Source organism: Streptomyces spiramyceticus, from assembly GCF_028807635.1.
GTDB lineage: Bacteria > Actinomycetota > Actinomycetes > Streptomycetales > Streptomycetaceae > Streptomyces > Streptomyces spiramyceticus.
Map to the genome: position 1 here is coordinate 384,064 of NZ_JARBAX010000002.1, position 21,123 is coordinate 405,186.

Consider the following 21,123-nt stretch of genomic DNA (forward strand, 5'->3'; position numbering starts at 1 on the left):
GATGTCGGTGCGCTTGCCCGCACCTTTACCTAAGGTTAGCTTTACCTAAGTTCACCCCCCGCGCCGACCAGAGCACTTGTGACGAAAGGCTTTCCTCTCATGGCCCCATCCATCAACCGTCGCGCCGCAGCAGTCGCTGTCGTTGCCGCGCTCGCCGTCAGCGCCACCGCATGCGGGTCCGAAAAGGATGACGCCAAGTCAGCCACCGGGGGCGGAAAGCGCACCGTGACGACCGCTATGGGCAAGGTGGAGGTCTCCGACAGCCCCAAGCGCGTGGTCGTCCTGGACACCGACGCCCTGGACTCGGCCATCACCCTCGGCATCAAGCCGGTCGGCGCCGTCACCGCCGAAGCGGGTGCGCCGATGTCCACCTACCTCCCTGAGGACAAGGTCAAGGGCATCAAGGCGGTCGGGCTCATCATGGAGCCCAACCTAGAGGCGATCGACGGGCTGAACCCGGACCTGATCATCAGCAGCAAGGCGCGCGACGAGAAGAACTACAAGGAGCTGTCGAAGATCGCGCCGACCGTCTTCACCGAGACGACCGGGCCCGACTGGCGGAAGAACTTCGAGCTGCACGCCGACGTGCTGGGCAAGAAGGACGAGGCGAAGAAGGTCGTCGCCGACTACGAGAAGCATGTCACCGAGGTGACCGGTGCACTTGGTGGCGCAGACAAGGCGGCCAAGACGAAGGTCGGATTCGTGCGCTTCATCGAAGGCGCGGACACCCGCCTGTACATGAACGACACGTTCGTCGGCAGCATCCTCAAGGACCTGAAGGTCGGCCGCCCCGCGAACGTGGACAAGACCGGCTTCTCCCTCGACATCAGCCCCGAGCGGATCAGCGAGGGCAACTCCGACGTCATCTTCTACTCCACCTACGGTGACCCGGCGAAGGCCAAGGAGACCAGCGTCACCGGCGGCAAGCTGTGGAAGAAGCTGGACGGCGTGAAGAACAAGAAGGCGTTCAAGGTCGACGACAGCCTGTGGATGCTCGGCATCGGTTACACCGGCGCCGGCCAGATCCTGGACGAGATGAAGAAGAACCTCTCGTAAAGCGGTACCAGGCACCACGACTGCGGCCCTGACCACGGAATATCCGTGGCCAGGGCCGCAGTCGTAGCAAATGCTCTGGACGTCACAGGCGTTCGAAGCCCCGGACCCGCTCCCAGTCGGTGACCGCCGTCTCGAAGGCGGCCAGCTCTGTGCGGGCGGCCTGCGCGTAGTGGCCGACGACCGCCTCGCCGAAGACCTTCGCGGCGATCTCGCTGTTCTCCCACCGGTGCAGGGCCTCGGTGAGCGTGCTGGGCAGCCGCGGCACCGACGGATCGGCCAGGGCGTTGGCGGTGTGCGGCGCCGGGACGTCGAGGCCGTTCTCGATGCCGTACAGGCCGGCGGCCACCGCGGCGGCCACGGCGAGGTACGGGTTGGCGTCCCCACCGGGCACCCGGTGCTCGATCCGCAGCGAGTGGCCGGAGCCCACAACACGGACCGGGCAAGTGCGGTTGTCCTGGCCCCAGGTGATGCCGGTGGGGGCGAAAGCACCCGGCTGGAGGCGCTTGTACGAGTTGATGTTCGGCGCCATCAGCAGGGCGAAGTCGGGGAGACAGGCGAGCTGACCCGCGACGAAGTGGCGCATCAGCTCGGACATGCCGTCCTCCGCCGCCGGGTCGGCGAGGACGGCGGAGCCGTCCTTGCCGCGCAGCGACAGGTGAATGTGGCAGGAGTTGCCCTCGCCCTCGTCGTACTTGGGCATGAAGGTGAGCGCGACGCCCTCCTGCGCGGCGATCTGCTTCGCGCCGTTCTTGAAGACGACGTGGTTGTCGCAGGTCGTCATCGCCTCGTCGTAGCGGAAGACGATCTCGTACTGACCGGCGTGGCACTCTCCCCTGGCAGTCTCCATGTTGAGCCCGGCACGCACCATCTCCCGGCGGATGCGGCGGACCACGGGCTCGATCTCGGCCAGGCCCTGAAGGGAGTAGTCGACGTTGTAGGTGGTGGCTGTCTCCAGGCCCTGATAGCGGCGGTCCCACGCCTGACGGTACGACCCGCGGAAGATCAGGAACTCCAGCTCAGTGCCCGCGAACGCGGTCAGTCCGCGCTCGGCGAGCCGGTCGAGCTGGGTACGCAGTATCTGGCGCGGGGCCACCTCGACCGGCTCGCCGCTCGGCCAGACGGCGTCGGCGAGGACGAGAGCAGTGCCCGGATCCCAGGGAAGGGTGCGCAGCGTGGCCGGGTCGGGGCGGAGGACGAAGTCACCGAAGCCGCTCTGCCAGGCGTCGATGGCGTATCCGGATCCGGTACCCATCTCGACGTCGGATGCGAGGAGATAGACGCAGGCTCCGAAGCCTTGCTCGGCCGCCTCATCCAGGAAGTACGGCACTGACAGGCGGCTGCCCTGGAGCCTGCCCTGGAGGTCGGGGACGCTGACGATCACTTCCTCGACGTGCCCCTCCTCTGCCTCGGCGCGCAGTCGCTCGTACGGCGAGTCGGTCATATCTGCTCCTGAAGTTTCTGAGGTTCCCGCGGTTCCTGAGAGACGGCGGTCGCGGTGGCGAGGGGATTGGGGACGGTGCCGTGGACGATGTCGAAGCCCTCGTCCTTCTCGGCGCGGTCGTGGAAGCCGCCGCCGAGCAGCTGTTCACGGTTGAGGGCAACTCGGTCGAATTCCGCGGCGAGCAGGCCGAAGTCGTCGAACCGGTCGGCCAGTTCGGGGAAGCGGGCGTGGTAGCGCTCGATCTCGGCGCGGACCATGGCCCAGAATTCCTCCTCCGGTACGCCGAGGTGCTCGGCGGCCAGCGGGGCGAAGAACCGGAAGTGACCGGCGAAGACGGCGCTGAGCAGCGAGTGGGCCAGCTCGCCGGGGGGCCAGCGCAGCAGCAGCGAGTCAGCACGCTCGGAGAGGCCGACGTACTCGGGGTGACTGCCGGGCAGCAGGTTGACGTCCTCGGCGAAGTCCTTGACCGCGATGCCGATGGGGATGTCGGCGGCGTCGTAGAGGACGACCGTGTTCTCGCCGTGCGGGCAGTACGCCACGCCGTACCGGTAGAGGTAGTGCAGCAGGCCGGGCAGCAGAGCACCGAAGAAACGCTCCAGCCAGGCATGCGGGGCGAGCCCGGACCTGTCGACCAGTTCGCTCACCAGGGCGCGGCCGTCGGATCCGGTCTTGAGCAGTGCGGCCATGGTGCGGGCCTGCTCGCCGTCGCGCAGCAGCGCCGCGACCGGCTCACGCCAGACCGCGCCGAGGAGCTCGTGGTAGCGGTACGGGGCGTCCTTCACCGACTCGTACAGCGGGTGGTGCACGGCCACGCCCGCCACCTCGCCGAGCGGGTGGAAGCGCAGCTCGTCGCGGAGATACGGGTCGGCATCGCGGACGGCATGCAGCCAGGCGCTCACATCTGGCGCGGCCTCGGTCGGTTTCGTGGAAAGGCCGCGCCAGACGAGGGTGTTGCGGATGAACAGCGGCACCTTCACGTTGCGGCGGTGCGGGTGGTCCAGGTTCGCCAGGGTGCGGATGGACTGAAGCGGCCGGTAGCGGTCCGGGCCCTCACCGAGCGGCACGATCCGGCCGTCGGCGAGATACGGGGCGAAGAGGGTCCCGACGGCCTCGTCCCAGTGGAAGGGGTGCACCGGCAGCCAGCAGAAGTCGGCGGGGTCGTAACCGGTTTCGGCGCAAGTCTCCTGGAGCGTTACCCCGAACTGCTTGCGCGTGTCCTCGGCGAGCTCCTCGGCCAGCAGGGTGTCGACGTCGAGACCAGGCACCCCGGAGTACGAGGCGAGGCTGCTGTGGACACCGGCCCAGAGCAGGTGCACCGAACCCGCGGCCTCGGGGGCGTAGGCGGCGGCGTCCGAGGCGGAGAAGCCCAGCCGCCCCTTGTTGAGCAGCATGCACGGGTGGCCGTCCTGATGCGCCTCCAGGTCCAGGTGGTCCAGATCGGCGAGTTCGGCGGCGGGCAGGGCGCGGGAGATGACCTCGGCCTCCGCCCGCCGGGTGGCGGTGAGTTCGCGCAGTACCTCGGCGGTGGTCGGCCCGTCCCAGCCGAGGATCGAGCGGGCGTCGAGCAGCAGCTGCTCAGGGCCGGCCACGCTGCCGTCGGCCGGGTCGGGGTGCCGCTGAAGGGTGTCGGACAGGAGCCGCCAGGTGCCGAAGGTGCCGCGTGTTGCCCGGAAGGTCCAGTGGATTCCGTCAGCGAGGTCGAGCCGGTACGCGTCCGGGGTGTCGGCCGACGGGTCCGGTCCGGGGACGAGCAGTTCCTCGTAGGCGAACTCCTCCACGGCCTTGACGAGCAGTCGTCGGCCGGCCTGGACCCAGGCGTCACGAGTGGGGCGGTTCATCGGTGGTTCTCCTCGGAGTACGCGGGGGAGGCTGGGGCCATGAGGGAGGGCGTGCGATCGTCGGCGTCGGACTGCACGGATACGGGATCGGTGGTCGTTGTCACGCCGTCCTGCGGCATCGCCACATCGTCACTGCCGACCGCGGGCACGTTGGGGTCGGGCGAAACCCGCCCCGTCTGCCGCGCGACGGTTTCTGGGGTGGGGTTTCGGAAGCGCCGCACGGACAGGGCGACGGCGCAGAGCTGCACGGCCGCGGCGACAGCCAGCGGCAGCGCCAGGTCGTGGGAGACGGCAGCCGTGGCGGCCAGCGGCGCGGCGAGCAGACCGGCGGACCGTACAGTCTCCACCGCGGTGAACGCCGGGCCCTTCGTGCCCGTCGCGCGGAACATCCGCAGCTCGACGGCAACCTGGCCGAGGCCGAGCCCGACTCCGTACAGCACCCGGCCACCGGCCAGGCCGGGCAGCGAGTCGGCCAGCCACGACCAGGCCATCCCGGCCGCGCCCACGGCCAGCGCGAGCGGCAGCAGCCGGTCACCGAACCGGTCGTGGCAGCGGCGTACCAGGGGAAGCACGGCCAAAGCGGAGACGCTCGGGAGGAAGAACAGCACGGCGGACCCGACTGAACCGCTGCCGAGGCTGTCGGAGAACTCGGTGAAGAACGGTCGCGCGACATTGACCGAGAAGTCGAAGGCGACTCCGATCAGCGCCGCATAGGCGAGCATCGTGAACCAGGTGAGGCGGTTCGACGGCCCGCGCACGGCCGAGCCGGGTGAGGTCGGAGCCGTATCCGATACGCCGTCGGTTTTTTGGCCGTCGACAGCCGTGGAGCCGTCCGCGGCTGATCCGGCCGATTCGACAGCCTTCACGTTGGATTGCCTGCCCAGGATGCGGTACGTGAGCACGGCCAGCAGGGCGTCCAGGACCGCGAACGCCGAGATACCGATGCGGGGTTCCGGCAGCGCGAGGACTCCGGCGCCCACCATCGTGGAGACCACGACGGACAGGTGGAAGACGACCACCAGTGTGCACACCCCGGCCAGCCGGGCCCGCTCGCCGCCCTCCGATTCGTCACCGTGCTCGGCGATGAAGGCCGGGTAGGCCAGCAGCAGGGCGCTGTTGGTCATCACGATGAGCGTCGACAGCACCGTGTACGCGGCATAGCTGGGTGCCATGCCGAGGAGCAGGTCGAGAACGGCGGATCCGCACAGTCCGGCCAGCACCAGCTTGTGCAGCGGCCAGCGCCGGGCCGCTAGCCCCCACAGAGGGAGGGCGGCGAGCCCGACGATGCGGCAGATCCAGATGTACAGCCCGGTCGCCCCCGGGTCCTCGATGCCGTACAGCCGCTCGAACAGTTGCGGAAGGAACGGCGTCAGCGCGGTCTCGGCCACCAGGTGAAGGCCGATGACGGATATGAGCACCGTCTTGGCGTGGCGCGCCGTGCCACCCGATGCCGACGCGCTCTTCTGCGCGACCGTCATCGCGGCGTACCGGACGGTGTCGCCGCAGCCACGTCCGGGACCGCCGTCGCAGGCTCGTCGGACGTCGGCGACTGCGGTGCGCCGAAGGTTGTGAAAGCCTGCCGTGGGGCTACGGGCAGTACGCCGCGTCCTGCGGCGGCGTTGAGGATGGTCGCGGCGCGCCAGGCGCCGAGGGTGAGGTCGGGGGCGCCGACGCCGTGCGTGTGCATCTCGGCGTTCTGGACGTAGAGCGTGCCGGAGACGCGGGGGTCGAGCGCGACCCGGTACTCCCCGTCGATCTGGTAGCGGCCCCTCTCGTCCCAGTCGACGAGGTCGCCCATCGACTCCAGGAATACCGGACGGGAGGCGGTGTAGCCGGTGGCGGAGACGACGGCGGAAGTGCGGACCTCGAAGAGCGAATCCTGCTGCTGAGTACGGCAGGTGAGCAGATACCCCTCGCCGTCGGCCTCCGCCGCGACGATCTCCACGCCCGGCTGCAGCCCGGCGCGCGGCTCGCCGCCGCCGATGGTGCGCTCGTACAGCTCGTCGTAGATCTCCCCCAGCGTCTCCTCGCTCACGCCCTTGTAGAGCTGCCACTGCTCCCGCACCAGTCGCTCGCGCGTGACCTCGGGGAGCTCGCGGAAGTAGCGGATGTAGTCCGGGGTGAAGTGCTCCAGGCCGATCTTCGAGTACTCCATCGGCGCGAAGGCCGTGGTGCGGGCCAGCCAGCGGACGTACGGGCCGCCCTGCCCGTCGCCGTCCTGGTGGCGGAGCAGGTCGAGCGCGACCTCGGCGCCGGACTGCCCCGAGCCGATGACCGTGACGTCGTCGGTGGCGGCGAGCCGGGCGCGGTGGGTGCGGTAGTCGGCGCTGTGCAGCACGCGGCCGGCGTGGGCGTCGGTCAGCAGCGGTCGCAGCGGCTCGGGGACGACGGGGTTGGTGCCCACGCCGAGCACGACCTGGCGGGCCAGGACGCGGGTCTCGGCGCCGGAGGCGGAGCGGTGTACGACGGCGAACGCGTCCGCGTTCTCGTCCCACTCCAGCGCGGTGACCTCGGCGTCGAAGCGGCAAGAGGGCAGCCGCTCAGCGACCCAGCGGCAGTAGTGGTCGTACTCACGGCGCGGAATGTGGAACCGCTCGGAGAAGAAGAACTTGAACATCCGCTCGTGGGAGCGGAGGTAGTTCAGATACGACCACGGGCTCGTCGGGTCGGCCATGGTGACCAGGTCCGCGAGGAACGGCACCTGAAGTGTCGTGCCCTCCATCAGCAGGCCCGGATGCCAGGAGAACGCCGGCTTGGCGTCCAGGAAGAGGGACCGGAAGCCGGATACCCCGTCCGCCAGCGCGGCCAGGGACAGGTTGAACGGGCCGATTCCGACGCCGACCAGATCGTAGGGGAGATTCCGGTCGTCAGAAGTCGAGAGAGCGGTCACCGCTGGGCCTCCGTGAGGGGGTTGGGGAGATCGATGTAGACGGACTGGGTGTGGACGTCGCCGACGAGTTCGTCGAGTCCGTCCACACAGGTCAGGTAGTTGCCCTTGCAGCGCAGTACGGGTGCGTCGAGCAGCAGGTCGAGCAGGCCCTTGGCGGCGGGCTCGGCCGTGCGCAGCCGCTCAAGGGCGGTGCGCAGTACGCGCAGCAGGTGGCTCTCATCGGCCAGTCCCAGCGCGCCGAATGCTCCGACCAGACCGAGCAGGTTGTTGATGCCGAGGTAGTAGGCCACCCGCTCGTCGACGAAGGCGTCGTCGAATACCAGCTCGACGCCGTCCGTGGCGCCCGGCAGGAGCCGCTCGATGTCGGCGGCCCGGGAAGCGGCCAGGTAGTAGCCCTGGCTGTCCCGGTACCAGCCCGCGCGGGGCAGTCCGTGAGCGTCGAGAGCCACCAGGGTGTTCTGGTGATGCGGCTCCAGGGCAATGCCGTACCGCGCCTGAAGGCGGATCAGAGGAACGACCAGTACATCCAGATAGCGGGCCAGCCAACGCTCCGACGCCTCGGACACCGGGACGCCCAATGCGCGAGCGGCGCGCTCGACCGCCTCGCACAGCAAGGCACGGTGCCGCGGCGGAGTGCCGTCGCCCGGACCGGTCCGCTCGGCCAGCAGCCCCGCCACGCACAGCCCTTCGGGCGCGCCGTTGCCGCCGCCCCGGAAGGGGTTGTCACGGATCGCGGTCTCCAGACCCGTTTCCGGGCCCTCGGTACCGACCGAAACCCAGGCGAACTCGCGCAGGATGCCGAACTCCGGGTGCTCGGCACGGAGCCAGTCCCCGGGACCCGCGGCCAGCAACTGCGTGGCCCGTACGCCGAGACGCATCTCGCTGCGCAGATTGTTCCGCCGGGAGTTGGTGATCCGCATACCGAGGGACAGCTTCAGCATCACCTCGGCGTCCGGCCGCTGCACGGTGCGCACGGAGGACGTGGGGTACCAGGCGGGGCCGGCCGCACCGAGCGGACGGAGCAGACCGGCATCGACCAGCGTGGCGACCTCCGGACGCGACAGCACGTCCCGGGCCTGCCAGGGATGCGCGGGCACCGCCACCATGCCATCGGGCACCTTCAGCCCGGCGGCGAGCGGACGCAGTAGCTCCGCGGGCGAGCGGCCGTCCGCGCTCCCGCCGACGACGACATCGGGGTGGGCGGCGAACCAGTGCAGCGGGAACGAGCCGCGCAGCTCGGGCGAGTACGCCTCCAGCTCGGCCTCCGACGCCTCCTCGCGGCTCTTGGGCGCGGGGTGGAACGGATGGCCCAGCAGCAGCGCCTGCTCGCTGTCCAGGAACGGCGTCGACCCCTGGCCGTGCCCGCCCTCGGTGCGCCGGTGGGCGATGTGCGTGGCGGTGCGCCGAGCGGAGTTCAGCACCCGGGCGGCGGCGTCGCCCCCGTGGTGCGGGAGCACACCGCGACCCAGCGTGGTCTGCCGGATCAGCGCCGCCGCCACCAATGCCGCGTCGGCCGGAAGGCCGTCGCCGTCGGCTGTGACCACGGTGGGCGCACCGAAGCGATGCCAGCCGGTGGCCGACCGGTACCGCACCGGCACCCGCAGGGTGAGCCGACTGGCGGGCAGGTCGATCAGCAGTGCCTGCCCGGTCGCCGGCACCTCAGTGCCGGTCTCCCGTACGTAGGCGCGCAGCAGCGTCTCCATCGCCGCGGCGTCTCCAGCGCGGAGTGGGTCGGCGTCGTCGAGCGGGTCCGGACCGATCCTCTGAACCCTGGTTGACGGGGTGCCGGCAGTACTCTCCCGCGCACCGGGGCCGGACGGCTGCCCGTCGGCGGACGTCGGCGCGGCGCCCTGCGCACGTACGCTGCCGCCGTCGGCAGATACCGACGCGGCACCCTCCGGACGTACGGCGCCGGATGCGGGCGATACAGCCACGGGCTGTGCCGGCCGCACCGTACGGGTGTCATGGGGCCGGTTCACTGGTTATCCTCCTCGGCCTGGCCCGCTGCGGCGACCGTGTGCAGCAGTCGCTCGACCTCGGCGGCGGTGGTGTGCGGGTTGAGCAGCGTCAGCTTCAGGCGGACCCGTCCCGGCCCCTCGCCCGGGAGCTCGGTGCGACCGACGACCCCCCGGCCCTCACGCAGCAGCCTGCGCCGCAGCGCCGCGTTCACCCGGTCGGTGCGCGCGGGATCGGCGCCCTCGGGCAGGTAGCGGAAGAGGAACGCCGTCAGGATGGGATCGGAATGCAACTCCAGCCGGGGATGCGCCCGTACAGCCTCCGCACCGCCGCGCGCCAGCTCATGGCAGGCGTCCACGAGTCGGCCCAGGCCCTCGCGACCCAGGGTCCGCAGCGTGACGGCGATCTTGAAGGCGTCGGCGCGGCGCGTGGTGCGCAGCGAGAGGCCGAGGAGGCTGGGGTAGCCCGCCTCCTCGTCGTCCTGCGGATTGAGGTACACCGCCCGTCGTGCGAGGGAGGCGTAGGTTTCCGCCCGCCGGACCAGGAAGATGCCCGCGGCGACCGGCTGCCAGCCCAGCTTGTGCCAGTCCAGGGATACGGAGTCGGCCAGCGCGATACCGCTGACCAGCGGCGCCAGCTCGTCGGACAGCAGTGCGCCGCCGCCGTACGCGGCATCCACGTGCAGCCAGGCGCCGTACTCGGCGGCCAGCGCCGCGCAGGTGCGCAGCGGGTCGACCGCACCCGTGTCGGTGGTACCGGCGGTGGCCACGACGGCCACCGGCACCGCACCGCGCGCGACGCAGTCGCGGAGAGCGGACGCCAGCGCATCCGGCTTCATCCGCAGCTCGCGGTCGACCGGCACGGGGACGACCGCGTCCTCCCCGAGACCCAGCAGGGCGGCCGACCGCTGAACGGAGAAGTGTGCGGCGGCGGAGGCGAAGATCCGCGGACGCGGCCCGGTGCCCGGTACTCCGCTCAGCTCGATCTGGCGCTCGGTCACGCGGCCCAGCACCCGGTCACGGGCCAGCATCAGACCCATGAGGTTGGACTCGGTGCCGCCCGAGGTGAGCACTCCGGCCGCCTCCGCCGGGTCGTACCCGACGAGCTGCGCCAACTCCTGGAGCAGCAGGGTCTCCACAGCGGTGGCGGCGGGCGCCTGGTCCCAGGAGTCCTGGGAGGGGTTGAGCGCGGCGACGGCGAGATCGGCGGCGACGGCGACGGCCAGCGGCGGGCAATGGAGATGCGCGGCGCAGGACGGGTCGGCGGGGTCGGCGCTGCCGTGCGCCAGGAGTTCGGTCAGCCGGTGCAGGGCGTCGTCGCCGTCCGCCTCCGCGAACACCCGCGCGACCTCCGCAGCCAGTTCCTCGGGCGTCCCGGCGGGAACGGGCCCGCCACGCCGCACGGCGCCCTTGGCGAGAGCCGCCAGTACGGCCAGCACCAGCGGCTCCAATGCGTCAGGTCCCCCCGCGCCTCCCGACAGTGCGGTGTTCTGGACCTGGCTGCCCGACGGTACGGCGCCACGGAGCAGCCCGGCCACGGCCTCGCCCAGAAGGTCGGTCCCCGCCGAGGCAGGTTCAGGGGCCACGCTCAAGCGGCCGCGCGTACGGACGCCGTCGGTCTGCCCCGGCGCTGCCTCCGCGTCGTACGACTTCAGGGCTACGTCGAGTCCACTGGTGGCCGTCCCCCGGCCACGTATCTCGCCCGTCATGCCTGCACGCCCGGAACCTGGGCCGCCGTCACCGTGGCGATGGCGTCGGTCAGCCGGTCCAGCACCGCTTCGGCCTGCTCGTCGGTGATGATGAGCGGCGGCAGCAGCCTCACGGTCGAGTCGTAGCGACCCCCCAACTCCACGATCAGGCCGCGCTCCAGGCACTCAGCCCGTACCTGCGCGGCCACCCGCGGGGCGGCCGGCCGGGCGCCGCAGGAGTCCGGCTCGGCCTCCGGGTCGACCAGCTCGACACCGATCATCAGGCCCCGACCGCGAACGTCACCGATCGCGGGGAGTTGGCTCCGCAGACCTTCCAGCCGTGCCGTCATCCGCGCGCCGACGGTGGCCGCCCGCCCGGCCAGGCCCTCCTTGGCGACGTACCGCAGGGTCGCCGTGCCGGTCGCCATGGCAAGGGTGTTGCCGCGGAAGGTGCCGGTGTGGGCCCCGGGCAGCCAGCCGTCGTAGTCCTCGTGGTAAACGAGTACCGCCAGAGGCAGGCTGCCGCCGATCGCCTTGGACATCACCATCGCGTCCGGCACGATTCCGCTGTGCTCCACGGCCCAGAAGGCGCCCGTGCGCCCGACGCCGGTCTGCACCTCGTCGACGATCAGCGGGATGTCGCGCTCCGCGGTGATGCGACGCATGTCGAGCAGCCAGGCATCCGGAGCTGGTACGGCGCCGCCCTCCCCCTGCACGGCTTCGAGGATCATCGCCGCGGGCGGGACAACCCCGCCGTTCGGGTCGTCCAGCAGGCGCTCGGTGTACACGGCGGACAGCTGCGCACCGCGCTCCCCGCCGACACCGAACGGGCAGCGGTAGGGGTACGGGTAGGGCAGCCGGGTTACGTCGGCGGCGATTCCCGGCACCGGCTGCTTGGTGGTGACGCCGCCGGAGGCGGCCAGGGCACCCGCTGTCATCCCGTGGTAAGCGCCGGTGAAGGCGAGCAGCCCGCGCCGCCCTGTGGCGGTCTGCATCAGCTTGAACGCGGCTTCTACCGCGTCGGTCCCGGCGGGCCCGCAGAAGTGGATGCGGGCTTTGTCAGCGAAGCCGCTGGGCAGGGTGGCGAACAGCGCGTCGGTGAATTCGTCCTTCTCCGGGGTGGCCAGGTCAAGGACGTGCAGCGGCGCCCCACTGTTGATGGTCCGCTGGATGGCCTCCAGCACGACCGGGTGGTTGTGGCCGAGGGCCAGGGTGCCGGCTCCGGAGAGGCAGTCGAGGTAGCGGCGGCCGTCGGCGCCCTCGACCGTCATGCCCTGTGCGCGGGCCGGAACGATCGGGAACGACCGGGCGTAGGTGCGGGCCGAGGACTCCCGGGTGCGCTGGCGCTCCAGGATGGCGTCGGCCTGTCCTGTGGTGCGTTCGGCATCGGTTCGTTCGGCGGGATGCACGGTCATGATGTACGGCTCCAGGGTGAGGAGGGCAAGGAAGCGAGCGGGTGCGACGAGGGCCCCGAGAACCGTGGTACGGCCCGGACGGGACTGTCGAGCCTCAGAGCAGATGGCGCTCGGCGACGGGGTGGCCGAGAAAGCTGTGCATGGCGAACTCCCAGCCGTAGGAGCCCGCGTACGGGAAAACCACCAGGTCACCGGCGCGTATCCGGTCCACCAGGACATCGCGCAGCAGGGTGTCTTCCGGAGTGCACAGCTCGCCGACGACCGTCACGCGCGTCTCTTCGGCACACGGGCGGGGACATTCCTCGGCCCAGTTCTCCACGGGCATCACCGCCATGTTGTGGACGATGTCCCAGGACGTGGGGAGCTGGAAGTGGTTGATGCCGCCGCGCAGCACCACGAACGCCTCGCCGTACGACTCCTTCACGTCCGTCACCTCGGCGGCGTACCAGCCGCAGTCGGCGACCAGGAAGCGGCCGGGCTCCAGCACCACCTTCACGCCCGCCGGGACCTCGACCGCTGCGGCGAGTTCGCCGAAGCGGGCGACGTCGAAGGGCTTCTCGCCCTCGAAGGCGACGCCGATGCCGCCGCCGATGTCGATATGGCGCAGGTCCATGCCGTTGTCCCGGGCCGTCCGTACGCTCCACTCCACGCACCAGCGCAGATACGCGGCATGAGCCTCGGCGTCGAGGTTGTTGGACGCGGCGTGAATATGAAAGCCAATCAGGTCCAGGCCGGGCAGCTGTAGGGCCTCGCGGAGCACGCCGGGTACGTCGGGCTCGGCCACCCCGAACTGGGAGGGGACACCTCCCATGTGCAGCGAGCCGGTGACGGGGATCGTCGCGGGATTGACGCGGAGCGCCACTCGCGCGCGGAGGCCCTCACCGACGGCTATCCGGCTGATCCGGTGCAGTTCGAGCAGACTCTCGGCGTTGATCGCCTCGGCTCCGGCCCGGACCAGGGCGGTCAGGACGGGGACGGACTTCGCGGGCCCGGCGGCGACCACCGGGGCCGGGGTGCCTCCGGCCACCGGCTTGGCCGATACGGCGAGTTCGAGCTCCGCGCAGGAAGCGACCTCGAAGCCGTCGACATGCGGAGCCAGCGCCTGGACGATGCCCGGGAAGGAATTCGCCTTCACGGCGTAGTAGACGGCTGCCCACTCCGGAAGCGCCCTGCGCAACTCGCGCGCACGCTCTGCGGCGACAGCACCGTCGTATACGTAGGCCGACACCGGCACTTGGGCCTGTGCCAGCTCCAGCAGACGGTGGCGGACCGCCGCAGGGAGCACGTCCACGGGGTAGGCGGATCGCGGGGCGGCGGACGGCGGCAACTCAATGGACACGGCTCTGCCTTGGGTTGGGGTCGGAAAACGGCGTGGAAGAGGGCGAAGGGGGGTCAGTCGTCGCGCACAGTCATCACGTAGAGGCGCCGTCCCACCACTGCGAGATGGGAGGCGGCGGGTATCCGTACACAAATCCGGCCACGCCACCGCTGATCAACCGCCTGGCCGACGACGCCGTTGTCGTCGGTGCGCTTGCGCTGTCCGAACGAGACATGGTTCCCCCCATGAATACGACCGCCGGGCGGCCGCACTCGGCCAACCTATGCTTAGGTGAGGCTAACCTAATGGTTTGTTGGATTGTTTCCAAGAGTGGGGCCGCTCCTGGCTCGTTCACGCACCTTGTTCAACATCCTTTGAGACTTGCCTCGCTCAACTCGGCGCGTCGATCGGCCTCTTCTGGCCCTCACCATGGAGGACCTCGATCACGCATTGCGAGAACACTTCGGCCTCTTGGCCGGTGGCGCGGTGGGTACTCCTACGGCTTGATGACGGGCCGGTGGGGATGCGAAAGGGGGCGGTCCGCGCAGGACCGCCCCCTCCGCTCAACTCAGTGGTTCCACGGACCCGTTACGGCGAACGTGGTGCCCGGGGTGTAGCAGTTGACGTACATCGTCCCGCAGTCCGGCGAGAAGGTGACACCGGCGAACTCGCCCCACTCCGGCTTCTCGGGCGTACCGATGTTCTGCCGGTTGCGGGCCATCGCGTACACCTCGCCGCGCTTCGTCAGCCCGTACACATGCTGCGAGCCATTGCCGTCCTCGCACACCATCAGGCCGCCGCGCGGGGCGAGGCAGATGTTGTCGGGGGACTCGCCGGGCATCTCGATGTCCGTGTCGGGACCGAAGCCCACGACCATGGTCAGGCGGCGCCGCTCCGGCTCGTACTTCCACACCTGCCCGAAGTGGTCGCCCGCCGAGCCCTCCGCGCTGCGCGCGAAGCTGGACACGAAGTAGACCGCCTTGTCGCCCCAGTAGCAGCCCTCCAGCTTCTGGGCGTGCGTGATGCCCTTCTTGCCGAAGTCCTGGAGGCGGATGGGGGTCTGCTTCGCCAGTGGATCGGGTACGGGCACCCACTCGACACCGTCGAAGCTCGCGCCCGGCTCGTCGACCGCCGACAGGTCGGGTACGCCGGGAACGCGCATCGCCTCCAGAGCGCCGCCCGCGCGGAGCGAACCCCTGCCGCCCATGGGACGCTCGGGCAGGAAGCGGTAGAAGAGGCCGAAGGGCTTGTCGAACGCGTCCTCGGTCTCGTACACAATGCCGCTCTGCGGGTCGACGGCGATCGCCTCGTGCTGGAAGCGGCCCATCGCGGTGAGCGGGACGGCGCCGGTGCGGCGCGGGTCGACGGGGTCGACCTCGAAGACGAAGCCGTGGTCCTTGGTGTAGCCGTTGGTGCCGGCCTTGTCCTCGTTCTCCTCGCAGGTGAGCCAGGTGCCCCAAGGGGTGGGCCCACCCGCGCAGTTGACGGCCGTACCGGCGATGGCGACGCGCTGGCCGAGGACGTTGTTGCGGCCGTCGAGAGCGATGGCCGTGCAGCCGCCCTTGGCGGCCGGGTCGTACGTCAGGCCCTCGACCGTGGGCACACCGGCCGCGGCGCTGTGACGGTTCTCGTGGTTACGGACGAGATGGACGCGGCCGCGGTGGCCTCTGAAGGCGGCCATGCCGTCGTGGTTGCCCGGGACTTTGCCCTCGTCGCGCCCTTCCGCGCGGAGCGTGTCGCCCGCCCGGGAGAGGACCTTGTAGCGGAAGCCCTGGGGCAGGTCGAGCAGTCCGGCCGGGTCGGGCACGAGCGGCCCGTAACCGCTGCGGCCCAGGCCCTGTGCGGCGGCGGTGCCGGCGAAGATCTCCGAGAAGGACCCGGCGAAGGCGATACCGGCGCCCAGGGCGCCCGTACGGGCGAGGACTTCACGGCGTGAGGGGGGCGGTGCAGACGATGATGCTGACGATGCGGACATGAGGCAACTCCCTGCTGGCGGACAGGAACGTGACCCGCACGTGTGTACCACGCAAGTGATCTCACGTGAACCATGCGGGTCACAACACCTCAATGGGTCGTCAGACGAGTGACGCGCTCAGCGTGATCTTCGTACCCGTCAGTGCCTGGCTGACCGGGCAGTTCTCCTTGCCCACCTCGGCCGCCTTGGCAAAGGCCTCCTGGTCCATGCCCGGGACCTCGCCCTCCACGGTGAGGTGGATTCCGGTGATGCCCTCGCCCGGCTGGAACGTCACGTCGGCCCGGGTGTTGAGGCGGGTCGGCGGGGTGCCGGCCTTGGCCAGCACGTTGGAGAACGCCATGTTGTAGCAGCTGGACTGGGCGGCGGCGATCAGCTCCTCGGGGCTGGTCATGCCGTTCGGCTCCTCCGTACGGGCCGGCCAGGACACAGGGTGGGAGCCGATGCCGGACGAATCGAAGGTCACGGTCCCCTTGCCCTTGAACAGGTCGCCTTCCCAGACGGTGTGTGCGTGACGCGTGGCTGCCATGTCGAACCCCTTCTAGGCGGATGGTGATCTCCGCCCAACTTAGTGGGCCACAAGGTCCTTCGCGTCGCGTGCCAGGGCGGTGAGCCGGGAGATCGCCCGGAAGTACTTCTTGCGGTACCCGCCGTTCAGCATTTCTTCGCTGAACAGCCGGTCGAATGGCAGCCCGGAGGCCAGCACCGGCACCTCCCGGTCGTACAGCCGGTCGGCGAGTACGACCAGGCGCAGCGCAGTCGACTGGTCCGGCACCGGCCGCACATCGGTGAGGCAGGCGGCGCGCAGTTCGTCGGTGAGCGCCCCGTACCGGCTCGGGTGGACCTTGGCGAGGTGGTCGAGCAGGTGCGGGAAGTCGTCGAGGCTGGCTCCCTCGGTCGCGTACGCCGCCTTGGTGACCTCTGCGTCGGAGTACGGCGCGGGGGCTTCGGGCAGGCCGCGGTGGCGGTAGTCCTCACCGTCGATGCGCAGCGGCCGGAAGTGGGCGGACAGGCCCTGGATCTCGCGCAGGAAGTCGACGGCGGCGAAGCGGCCCTCGCCGAGCTTGCCCGGCAGGGTGTTGGAGGTCGCGGCGAGGGCGACGCCCGCCTCGACCAGCCTGCGCAGCAGCGACGACACCAGGACGGTGTCGCCCGGGTCGTCGAGCTCGAACTCGTCGATGCAGAGCAGACGGTGGTTGCTCAGCGTCTGCACGGTCTGCTGGAAGCCGAGCGCGCCGACCAGATTCGTCAGCTCGACGAAGGTGCCGAAGGCCTTGAGCTCCCGGGGCGCGGGCGTGGCGTGCCAGAGGGAGGCGAGCAGGTGGGTCTTGCCGACGCCGTACCCGCCGTCGAGGTAGACCCCGCGCGGCGCGGTGGGCGCGGCCGGCTTCTTCGCGAACCAGCGCCGCTTGCCGCCGGGGATCGCGGTGGCCCCGCCGAGGCCGGCCGCGAAGGCGCTGAGGACCTCGACCGCCTCGCTCTGGCTGGGCTGGTTCGGGTCGGGTACGTACGTATCGAAGCGCACCGAGTCGAAGCGCGGCGGCGGCACCATCTCCGCGACCAGGCGGTCGGCGGGGACGTGCGGCTCGCGTGCGCACAGGGACTGGGGAACCGCTTCGGATATGGGCCCGGGGCCCTGAGCGGCGGTGGATGTCGACACAGCTCTCCACTCTAAGCTCCGTGCCAGACTGCTCGGCATGCGACGCCTGTTCCCTGTGACCGATGAAACAGTCTCCGCCGCCGATGGCGAGTGGAGCCTCGACGAGCTGGCCGACGCCTACGCGTATCCGACGGAGGGCGCCGGGGCCGAGTCCGAGTCCGGGGCCGAGTCCGAGTCCGGGACCGGCTCCGCGTCCAGGCCCGGTTCCTGGCTCCGGGCCAACATGGTCTCCTCGCTCGACGGCGCCGCTCAGCACGACGGACGCTCGCAGCCGATCTCGTCCGACACGGACATGCGGATCTTCGGGACGCTGCGGGGACTGGCCGATGTGGTGATCGTCGGCGCCGAGACGGTCCGCCTTGAGGGCTACCGCCCGGCCCGCGCGCGCGAGGCCTTCGCGGAGCGCAGGGCAGCGGCGGGACAGGGCCCCGCACCCGCCATCGCCGTGGTCAGCGCCAGCCTGAACCTGGACTTCTCCCTTCCGCTCTTTACGTCGCCGCTCGTCCCCACTCTGGTGCTGACCGGGGCCACGGCCCCCCTCGACCGGATCCGCGCGGCCAGGGAGGCCGGGGCCGAGGTGGTGATCGCCGGGGAGAGGGCGGCGGTGGAGCCGCCGCGTGCGGTGGAGGCGCTGGCGGAGCGGGGGCTCACCCGGTTGCTGACCGAGGGCGGGCCCCGGCTGCTGGCGCAGTTCATCGTGGCCGATGTGCTGGACGAGCTGTGCCTCACAGTGTCGCCCATGCTCACTGCGGGGCGGGCCCAGCGGATCGCGGACGGGCCGGGACTGCCCGTTCCCGAGCGCTTCGCACTGGCGTCCGTACTGGAGGAGGCCGGGTTCCTTTTCACCCAGTACCGTCGGATCTGACAATCAGCGGAATTTACCGTTCCGGTTAGCTCCCGTTGGGCACACTTACTTCGCAGTCCCCGTGCGGGCACGGGGAAGGATGGTTTCCGCAGGGCCGGCGGCGAGACCGGGAAGCACCGGCCCACGAAGAAGAGAAGGGCGCCCGTCGTGTTCACGAGCGTATTGATGATCGAGAAGCCCCTGACCTCCGTCGACGTGGAATTCGTCACCACCCTGCACGGCGAGGAGAGCGTCTCTTTCATCGTGCTGATGCAGCCGCGCGGAGACCAGGCGGACGTCCTGCTGCGTGCCATCGACGACGTGGCGCTGGGCCGGGTCGACGAAGCCGTCCACGAGCCCGAGAAGCCCCGGGGCGAGGAGGCGAAGCCCCTCGCCGAACGCGGCCTGGAGGCGACCCTGGAGGCGCTGCGGGCGCGGGGTCACGAGGCCGTGGGCCAGGTCGTCGCCGAGCATCCGCTGGACCTTCTCAAGTCCGTCGTGGCCGAGACCAGCGCCGACGAGGTGATCGTGCTGACCGCACCCCATTACGTCGAGGAGTTCTTCCACCGCGACTGGGCCTCCCGAGCCCGCCACAAGGTCGGCGTACCGGTGCTCAAGCTCTTCTCCCACAACGAATAGGCTGGGGCACCGCTCACCCGTCACACCTTGGGAGAATCACGTATGGCACCCGGCCTTCCCACCGCCATGGACCGACCGCACTTCATCGGCATCGGCGGAGCCGGAATGTCGGGCATCGCGAAGATCCTGGCCCAGCGCGGCGCACGGGTCGCGGGCAGCGACGCACGCGAGTCCGGCACCGCCGACGCGCTGCGCGCGCTGGGCGCCACGGTCCACATCGGCCACGCGGCCGAGCACCTGGCCACCGACGCGACCTGCGTCGTCGTGTCCAGCGCCATCCGCCCCGACAACCCGGAGCTGGTCCGCGCCGCCGAGCTGGACATCCCCGTCGTCCACCGCTCCGACGCGCTCGCCTCGCTGATGGAGGCCCTGCGCGCCATCGCCGTCGCCGGCACGCACGGCAAGACGACCACGACATCAATGCTGGCCGTGGCCCTGACCGAGCTCGCCCTCGACCCGTCGTACGCGATCGGCGGCGACCTCGAAGGCCCGGGCACGAACGCCCGCCACGGCTCCGGCGACATCTTCGTCGCCGAGGCGGACGAGAGCGACCGCAGCTTCCAGAAGTACGACCCCGAGGTCGCCATCGTCCTCAACGTCGAGCTGGACCACCACGCCAACTACGCCTCGATGGACGAGATCTACGACTCGTTCGAGACGTTCGTCGGCAAGGTCGTCCCCGGCGGCACGCTGGTCATCTCGGCGGACCAGGCGGGCGCGGTGGAACTCACCTCCCGCCTCCGCGACCTCTCCACCCTGAAGATCGTCACGTACGGCGAGTCCCCGTCGGCCGACGTACGCGTCCACAAGGTCACCCCGCGCGGCCTCACCAGCGAGGTCACGGTCGTCCTCGACGGCCGCTACCTCACCTTCACGGTCTCGGTCCCCGGCAGCCACTACGCCCACAACGCGGTGGCCGCCCTGGCCGCAGGCACAGCCCTGGGCATCCCGGCGCACAATCTGGCCTCCGCCCTCGGCAAGTACACCGGCGTCAAGCGCCGCCTCCAGCTCAAGGGCGAGGCGAACGGCGTCCAGGTCATCGACTCGTACGCCCACCACCCGACCGAGATGACCGCAGACCTGGAAGCCATGCGCGGCGCGACAGCGGCTGCCGACGCCCCCTCCGGTCGCCTCCTGGTCGTCTTCCAGCCCCACCTCTTCTCCCGCACCCAGGAACTGGGCACCGAAATGGGCCAGGCGCTGTCCCTCGCGGACGCCTCGGTGGTCCTCGACATCTACCCGGCCCGCGAGGACCCGATCCCCGGCATCACGAGCACCCTCATCATCGACGCGGCCCGCACGGCAGGCGCCGACGTGACCGCCGTGTCCGACAAGACGACGGTCCCCGACGTGATCGCGGGAATGGCGAAGCCGGGCGATCTCGTTCTCACGATGGGCGCGGGTGACGTGACGGACCTCGGCCCGGCCATCCTGGCCCGCCTGTCGAACTGAGGGAGCGCACCATGTCGTACGACGTCGAAAAGTCCGACGAGCAGTGGCGCGTGGAACTGACCCCCGCCGAGTACGCGGTCCTGCGCCAGGCCGGCACGGAGCCCGCCTTCGTAGGCGAGTACACGGACACCAAGACGACCGGCGTCTACTCCTGCCGGGCGTGCGGCGCGGAACTCTTCCGCTCGGACACGAAGTTCGAGTCCCACTGCGGCTGGCCGTCCTTCTACGACCCGAAGGACACGGACGCGGTCGAACTGATCGCGGACACCTCCCACGGCATGACCCGCACAGAGGTCCGCTGCGCGAAGTGCGGCTCGCACTTGGGCCACGTGTTCGAGGGCGAGGGATATCCGACCCCGACGGACCAGCGGTACTGCATCAACTCGATCTCGCTGCGGCTGACCCCGGACGAGGGCTGACGCGGGAGGGGCCGCTGTTCTCTCCGGGAGAGTTGACGGAGCTCGCCGGCCGCAAGGCCAAGGCGGTTCGCCTGCATGAGGGGATGAAGGCGAGCCCGCACCGTGCGCTGGTGCTCGGACCGGTTCTCGCCCAGGTCTGGCGGCCTCGCCCGGCACTGGTGCACGCACTGGCCGGGGTGCTGAAGGACTGCACGGTGCCGCAGGCCCGGAGCTCGGCGCCCTCGATGCGCGAAACGAGCGCCGGCCGCCCCGAGTGCATCGCCTGCGCGATGGGTCCCGATGTTGTGGACTGGCGGCGCGTCGGCACGGCGCTCGGTGAGGCGAAACTACCGCCGAAGAAGAAGCCCGACGCGGTGGACGCTTGGGTTGCGATGGCTGCCGTCAGGCACAGCAGCGCGGTTATTTTCACCAGTGATCCGGACGACTTGAAGTCGTACCTCTCGCTGTTGGAGCCACCGGATGTGCACGTCGTGGCGGTATGAAAACTGAAGGGGTGCCCCGGCAGGGGCACCCCTTCACGCGTTGTTGCACGCAGC

At 70.4% G+C, this 21,123-nt stretch carries 17 protein-coding genes; 6 read left to right on the top strand and 11 right to left on the bottom strand.

The annotated features are described in order from the left end of the window. The first annotated feature begins 99 nt into the window (after nt 1-99). Nucleotides 100-1,056: an ABC transporter substrate-binding protein gene (locus PXH83_RS25255; protein WP_274563384.1), complete on the top strand. Its 957-nt coding sequence runs from the start codon at nt 100-102 to the stop codon at nt 1,054-1,056. 82 nt (nt 1,057-1,138) lie between these two features. On the opposite strand, the gene PXH83_RS25260 is transcribed toward PXH83_RS25255, so the two are convergent. The 11 genes from PXH83_RS25260 to zapE all read right to left on the bottom strand — a co-directional run bounded on the left by PXH83_RS25260 (nt 1,139) and on the right by zapE (nt 17,233). Beyond that, nucleotides 1,139-2,497 carry a glutamine synthetase family protein gene (locus tag PXH83_RS25260; protein WP_274563385.1) on the bottom strand — a complete coding sequence of 453 codons (1,359 nt, stop codon included), beginning with the start codon at nt 2,495-2,497 and terminating at the stop codon, nt 1,139-1,141. After that, nucleotides 2,494-4,335 (bottom strand): IucA/IucC family protein, encoded by a 1,842-nt coding sequence (locus PXH83_RS25265; RefSeq protein ID WP_274563386.1) that lies wholly within the window; start codon nt 4,333-4,335, stop codon nt 2,494-2,496. The genes PXH83_RS25260 and PXH83_RS25265 overlap by 4 nt, the downstream gene beginning before the upstream one ends. Continuing rightward, nucleotides 4,332-5,813 (bottom strand): MFS transporter, encoded by a 1,482-nt coding sequence (locus tag PXH83_RS25270; RefSeq protein WP_274563387.1) that lies wholly within the window; start codon nt 5,811-5,813, stop codon nt 4,332-4,334. The genes PXH83_RS25265 and PXH83_RS25270 overlap by 4 nt, the downstream gene beginning before the upstream one ends. Continuing rightward, complete coding sequence (locus PXH83_RS25275; protein WP_274563388.1) at nt 5,810-7,225, bottom strand: lysine N(6)-hydroxylase/L-ornithine N(5)-oxygenase family protein; 1,416 nt, start codon at nt 7,223-7,225, stop codon at nt 5,810-5,812. The genes PXH83_RS25270 and PXH83_RS25275 overlap by 4 nt, the downstream gene beginning before the upstream one ends. Continuing rightward, nucleotides 7,222-9,204, bottom strand: a complete 1,983-nt coding sequence (locus PXH83_RS25280) for an IucA/IucC family protein (protein WP_274563389.1) — start codon at nt 9,202-9,204, stop codon at nt 7,222-7,224. Before PXH83_RS25280 ends, PXH83_RS25275 begins: the two co-directional genes overlap by 4 nt. Next, on the bottom strand, nt 9,201-10,889 hold the full coding sequence (locus PXH83_RS25285) for a pyridoxal phosphate-dependent decarboxylase family protein (protein ID WP_274563390.1): 1,689 nt from the start codon (nt 10,887-10,889) through the stop codon (nt 9,201-9,203). Before PXH83_RS25285 ends, PXH83_RS25280 begins: the two co-directional genes overlap by 4 nt. After that, on the bottom strand, nt 10,886-12,283 hold the full coding sequence (locus tag PXH83_RS25290) for a diaminobutyrate--2-oxoglutarate transaminase (protein ID WP_274563391.1): 1,398 nt from the start codon (nt 12,281-12,283) through the stop codon (nt 10,886-10,888). The genes PXH83_RS25285 and PXH83_RS25290 overlap by 4 nt, the downstream gene beginning before the upstream one ends. Before the next feature lie 94 nt (nt 12,284-12,377). After that, nucleotides 12,378-13,622, bottom strand: a complete 1,245-nt coding sequence (locus PXH83_RS25295) for a type III PLP-dependent enzyme domain-containing protein (RefSeq protein ID WP_274563393.1) — start codon at nt 13,620-13,622, stop codon at nt 12,378-12,380. A gap of 547 nt (nt 13,623-14,169) precedes the next feature. Next, entirely contained in the window at nt 14,170-15,576 is a 1,407-nt protein-coding gene (locus PXH83_RS25300; RefSeq protein ID WP_274563394.1) for an alkaline phosphatase PhoX, read from the bottom strand. Between the two features lie 100 nt (nt 15,577-15,676). Continuing rightward, complete coding sequence (locus tag PXH83_RS25305; RefSeq protein WP_274563395.1) at nt 15,677-16,102, bottom strand: OsmC family protein; 426 nt, start codon at nt 16,100-16,102, stop codon at nt 15,677-15,679. 39 nt (nt 16,103-16,141) lie between these two features. Continuing rightward, nucleotides 16,142-17,233 (bottom strand): cell division protein ZapE, encoded by a 1,092-nt coding sequence (gene zapE / locus PXH83_RS25310; protein ID WP_274563396.1) that lies wholly within the window; start codon nt 17,231-17,233, stop codon nt 16,142-16,144. A 37-nt stretch (nt 17,234-17,270) separates the two neighbouring features. On the opposite strand from zapE, the gene PXH83_RS25315 reads away from it, so the two are divergent. The 5 genes from PXH83_RS25315 (at nt 17,271) to PXH83_RS25335 (ending at nt 21,069) form a co-directional block, all read left to right on the top strand. Next, complete coding sequence (locus PXH83_RS25315) at nt 17,271-18,098, top strand: pyrimidine reductase family protein (RefSeq protein WP_274563397.1); 828 nt, start codon at nt 17,271-17,273, stop codon at nt 18,096-18,098. A 147-nt stretch (nt 18,099-18,245) separates the two neighbouring features. Further along, entirely contained in the window at nt 18,246-18,716 is a 471-nt protein-coding gene (locus PXH83_RS25320; protein WP_274563398.1) for an indole-3-glycerol phosphate synthase, read from the top strand. Nucleotides 18,717-18,758: 42 nt separating this feature from the next. Beyond that, on the top strand, nt 18,759-20,168 hold the full coding sequence (gene murC, locus PXH83_RS25325) for a UDP-N-acetylmuramate--L-alanine ligase (protein ID WP_274563399.1): 1,410 nt from the start codon (nt 18,759-18,761) through the stop codon (nt 20,166-20,168). A gap of 11 nt (nt 20,169-20,179) precedes the next feature. Beyond that, nucleotides 20,180-20,587 (top strand): peptide-methionine (R)-S-oxide reductase MsrB, encoded by a 408-nt coding sequence (msrB, locus tag PXH83_RS25330; protein ID WP_274563401.1) that lies wholly within the window; start codon nt 20,180-20,182, stop codon nt 20,585-20,587. Nucleotides 20,588-20,619: 32 nt separating this feature from the next. After that, entirely contained in the window at nt 20,620-21,069 is a 450-nt protein-coding gene (locus PXH83_RS25335; protein ID WP_274563403.1) for a hypothetical protein, read from the top strand. Nucleotides 21,070-21,123: the final 54 nt, after the last annotated feature.

What these genes read in the sequence shown, in the direction of transcription:
- PXH83_RS25255 (WP_274563384.1), top strand. Translation starts at nt 100, where the DNA reads ATGGCCCCATCCATCAACCGTCGCGCCGCAGCAGTCGCTGTCGTTGCC.
- PXH83_RS25260 (WP_274563385.1), bottom strand. Translation starts at nt 2,497, where the DNA reads ATGACCGACTCGCCGTACGAGCGACTGCGCGCCGAGGCAGAGGAGGGG.
- PXH83_RS25265 (WP_274563386.1), bottom strand. Translation starts at nt 4,335, where the DNA reads ATGAACCGCCCCACTCGTGACGCCTGGGTCCAGGCCGGCCGACGACTG.
- PXH83_RS25270 (WP_274563387.1), bottom strand. Translation starts at nt 5,813, where the DNA reads ATGACGGTCGCGCAGAAGAGCGCGTCGGCATCGGGTGGCACGGCGCGC.
- PXH83_RS25285 (WP_274563390.1), bottom strand. Translation starts at nt 10,889, where the DNA reads ATGACGGGCGAGATACGTGGCCGGGGGACGGCCACCAGTGGACTCGAC.
- PXH83_RS25290 (WP_274563391.1), bottom strand. Translation starts at nt 12,283, where the DNA reads ATGACCGTGCATCCCGCCGAACGAACCGATGCCGAACGCACCACAGGA.
- PXH83_RS25300 (WP_274563394.1), bottom strand. Translation starts at nt 15,576, where the DNA reads ATGTCCGCATCGTCAGCATCATCGTCTGCACCGCCCCCCTCACGCCGT.
- PXH83_RS25305 (WP_274563395.1), bottom strand. Translation starts at nt 16,102, where the DNA reads ATGGCAGCCACGCGTCACGCACACACCGTCTGGGAAGGCGACCTGTTC.
- PXH83_RS25315 (WP_274563397.1), top strand. Translation starts at nt 17,271, where the DNA reads ATGCGACGCCTGTTCCCTGTGACCGATGAAACAGTCTCCGCCGCCGAT.
- murC (WP_274563399.1), top strand. Translation starts at nt 18,759, where the DNA reads ATGGCACCCGGCCTTCCCACCGCCATGGACCGACCGCACTTCATCGGC.
- msrB (WP_274563401.1), top strand. Translation starts at nt 20,180, where the DNA reads ATGTCGTACGACGTCGAAAAGTCCGACGAGCAGTGGCGCGTGGAACTG.